At 57.7% G+C, this 3,874-nt stretch carries 4 protein-coding genes; 1 reads left to right on the top strand and 3 read right to left on the bottom strand.

Annotation, left to right across the window (positions count from 1 at the left end; all coding sequences use genetic code 11):
- Positions 1 to 1,294: amidohydrolase/deacetylase family metallohydrolase (locus tag VMU57_RS00815; protein ID WP_414648585.1), on the top strand; the 1,294-nt coding region annotated here is incomplete at its 5' end.
- 8 nt (positions 1,295 to 1,302) lie between these two features.
- On the opposite strand, the gene VMU57_RS00820 is transcribed toward VMU57_RS00815, so the two are convergent.
- From VMU57_RS00820 to VMU57_RS00830, 3 genes are read right to left on the bottom strand one after another with little or no spacing between them, the layout of a single operon-like run.
- Positions 1,303 to 2,529: a lactonase family protein gene (locus VMU57_RS00820; protein WP_325379798.1), complete on the bottom strand. Its 1,227-nt coding sequence runs from the start codon at positions 2,527 to 2,529 to the stop codon at positions 1,303 to 1,305.
- Positions 2,526 to 2,783, bottom strand: coding sequence for a BBE domain-containing protein (locus VMU57_RS00825; RefSeq protein WP_325379800.1), 258 nt, complete (start codon positions 2,781 to 2,783; stop codon positions 2,526 to 2,528). The genes VMU57_RS00820 and VMU57_RS00825 overlap by 4 nt, the downstream gene beginning before the upstream one ends.
- Entirely contained in the window at positions 2,749 to 3,570 is an 822-nt protein-coding gene (locus tag VMU57_RS00830; RefSeq protein ID WP_325379802.1) for a hypothetical protein, read from the bottom strand. Before VMU57_RS00830 ends, VMU57_RS00825 begins: the two co-directional genes overlap by 35 nt.
- Between the last annotated feature and the right edge of the window lie 304 nt (positions 3,571 to 3,874).

The raw sequence follows: 3,874 nt of genomic DNA on the forward strand, positions 1-3,874 counted from the left end.
GCCGTCGCTGCCTAATCCTTTGCCCTACGATCTGCTCTTGCAGCACGGACACGTCATCGATGCGAAGAACAACATCGATCGCGTGATGGACGTCGCGATCAAGGACGGCAAGGTTGCCGCGGTCGGCGAACACCTTAACCCCAAAGACGCAATCAAGACCATCGATGTGACCGGTTACTACGTGACGCCGGGACTGATCGACATTCACACGCACGACTATGCCTCGACGGGCGAAGCACACTCCTACGCGGGCGACAACGGCCTCTGGCCGGACGGCTTCACCTTCCGCAATGGCGTGACGACGGTGTGCGACGCGGGCAGTTCCGGCTGGCGCAACTTTGAGGATTTTAAGGAACACATCATCGACCGCGAGCAGACGCGGGTGCTGGCGTTCATCAACATCGTCGGCGCAGGCATGCGCGGCCCACGGTTTGAAGACAACCTGGACGACATGCAGATGGTGCCGACCGCATGGATGGCGATGCGTTATCCCGATACGATCATCGGCATCAAGAGCGCGCACTTTACCGGACCGGAATGGTGGCCTTACATTCAGGCGGTGGGTGCAGGCAATATCGCGCACATTCCTGTGATGATCGATTACGGCGCAAAACGCAGTGAGCGCCCTCTCTATGACCTGCTGACCCAGTATCTGCGTCCCGGCGATATCTACACGCACATGTACTCCGGCCTGCGAGGCGAACAAGATGAAATGACGCTGGGCCCGTCGAAGGCAATGATCGAAGGACGCAAGCGCGGCATCTACTTCGATGCTGGAACCGGGGGCGGCAGCTTCCGCTTCCGGGTGGCCATCCCGATGATTAAAGCAGGCTTTCTGCCGGACTCCCTCTCGACCGATCTGCACGTGGACAGTATGAACTCGAGCACCAAAGGCATGCTCAACGTGATGGGCAAGTTTATGGCGATGGGATTGACTCTGCAACAGGTGGTCGCCGACACAACGTGGAATCCGGCTAGAGAAATTCAACGTCCTAACCTGGGAAATCTCTCGGTCGGGGCGCCGGCAGATGTGACGGTGTTAAGCGAGGAGCACGGAAATTTTGGTTTCCTTGATATGGAAAACACCAAGCTGATGGGCAACACGCGGCTGATTGCTCAACTGACGATCCGTGCAGGAAGAGTGGTGTACGACCTGAACGGCATCTCTATGGATTTGTGGAACCAGGAGCATCCGTCGAGCAATCCGCAGATGGCCAATCACTGGACTTCATTCCGTCCGCGCCCGCCGCTGCCGGACCAGATCGTTCCGAGGCGCCCGTTAGCAAAGCAGTAGGAACAGCTTTAGATCAGCGCCATCGAACGAAGATTGGGAAGGGAGGAGACGCGGTAGGCCTCGCGCGGTACTCCTGTGTGGCGATCCAGTTCCACTGCAATCATTCCACGATCAGATGCTAGCCAGAGCGTTGAACCTGCTGGGTGAATTGACGCGACTTCACCGGCGGGAAGGGTGATTTCAGCCGCTCGCTGCAGCGTTCCTTTTTGCGGATCAATCGTCCACGCCGTGAGCAACGCCTGACGAGTCCCACGAGTTTGCGCAGCGAAAACAATGTTCCTTCCGGAAGAAAAACAGATCGCTGTTGGCGCATCGTGTAGGGAAGCGTGACCGACCGGTACCAGTTTCATTTCCGGAGCTAAGCGGAAGGCTGCAAGCGCCGGACGTAAGATATGTGCAACAACGAAGAGTTCCCCATCCGGATGAATTGCGATCTTAGAGGGACCGCTTCCCACGGCGCATGGAATGCGAGCTGCGACCTTCATGTTGCCGACGCCAAATTCTCCACAGTCGGAAGCGAGGATGTCCAATCTTTCCGCGCCATAGTCAGCGGCGATCGCGGTGCCTGTTCCAGGATGAAACACAACATGCGATGGATGAGCGCTGGACTGTTCAGTTGGGTGCTTGCCTTGCCCGACCTGCTTCAAAATGCCGGAAGGTACTGCTGGCAGCCCTGATTTGTCGATCGTCAGAACGTTATATGCGCCGCCGCCAAAGGCTGCAACGAGAAGGCTGCGTCCATCGGGAGATATGGCCAAGGATCGCGGCCGGGTTGCAGAGAGAGACAGAGGCTGGCGCCCGACAAGTTCGAGCGTGCCGGTTGCTGGATCCAACGCGAAGGTTTCGACCGTACCGCGCGGCTGGTGCCGATAGAGGCTCACATCGTTCGCGACATAGAGGAGCGACCGGAAGGGATGCCGCACGATTGCGGAAGGTCGCGCTGAGGGATGGGTGTACAGCACACGAGACTCTTCGCGCTGAATCTGCAACAGGTGCAGGGTTCCAGCATCTGCGGCACCGAATGACCCCATGCAAAGCATCAAGTCTTCGGCACGGCTTTCGAAGACTGAAGGAAGATGAAATGGTGATAGCGCAAGGACCGCGCCGCCCAGACCCATGCCGGTCAGGAAGGTGCGCCGGTTCACACGCGAATCGATCGGAGCACACGATGTTTCAGAGTTCCCGATCAGAGAATCCTGGTGGAGCGCGGCTTCGTTCGCGGTGAAATCGTTCATTCCTGCACACTCATACTGGAGTGGAAGACATTGTTCGGATCATACTTCTGTTTGACCTGCTGAAGGAATGCATACAGACCATCGCGCCCATAATACAGCTTGGGCCAGTAGGCATAGCGTAGCATGTCCGAATCCGGATAATTCATGTAGCAGCCCTCGTAGCGCTCGCCCCACGGGGTTCCCTGATGATGCGGATCAACATGGCTGCCGGTGTACAGGTCAGTGTAGAACTTGTCCAGTTGATCGAGATGCACCTGGTCGCCGGATGCGTCGGGCCAGTAGCACTGCCATTGCAGCTTCATAATGGACGACCGCTGGGCTATGGCGGTCTGGTGCGCGAGTTCCGGCCGATTGATTGCGCCGCCGTATGAATCGATGGAGATAACAGAGTTCTGCGCCGTAATCTGATCGGAGGTGTAGAAGCGATAGATCGTGCTTGCCTCGGCTGGCGTGAAACCGCCCTTCATGTATGCCGTACTTGTATTTACCACGGATCGGCGCGCCGGAGCCGCCGCCCCCGATGGTGACGTCGAGCGCGGGACGCACCGCAATTTCGCGGACGTTATTCAGGCTTTCCTGACCTTTTTTTATCTTTCTTCCGGCAATCGAAGGCCCTTGCCTTGAAATCAGGCTGCCGTGAGCCTGCAATAGCATGGGCTGGAATGCCGCAAAGCGGTTGAGGAACTCCTCCAGCACCGACAGATCTTTCGCCGTGCCGTCCGGCTGGCAATACTGAATATAGATACCGAAATGGCCGCGCTTCGCGGGCGTAATGTCCATCAGGGTGAAAAGGCCCCAGGTGTCGCGGTCCTTGCCGCGGCCCTCCCAGTAATCCCCGTAGGAGGTAAGTACTTGGGCGAAACGATCCTCCGTCATGGTCGCCCAGTCAAAGATGAGGTTAGCCTGAGCGACCTCGCGCGGAGCGGGCGGCAGTTTGTCGAAGCGGAAGCTGGTGATGATGCCGAAATTGCCGCCGCCTGCGCCACGGCAAGCGCGGTAGAGATCGGGGTCGTGGTCTTTGTCGGCGCGGCGCTCAATCACGTTGCCTTTGCCATCGACGGTAAGTCATACATCGCTTTTCTTGGCTCCTGAAACTCACAGAACACAAAATGGAAGGCGCGCCAAAAGATCGAGGCAAATCGGGCGGAAAGTCTGACGTGAGAGCGCGGCGTTGCGGGTGGATGGAAACGATGGAAGAGAGTGGGGGAGGGCTTAGGTTCCGTCTAGGCAAGGATAGAAGCCGGAACACCTCATGGACGTATCGAGGCGCGGGAGTGGAAACCGGGACTGTCCTTTGAACACTCTGCTGGAAGACACTGGTTTGCAACCTGAAACAGATATAGTG

It is taken from the genome of Edaphobacter sp., from assembly GCF_035532915.1.
Classification (GTDB): Bacteria; Acidobacteriota; Terriglobia; order Terriglobales; family Acidobacteriaceae; genus Edaphobacter.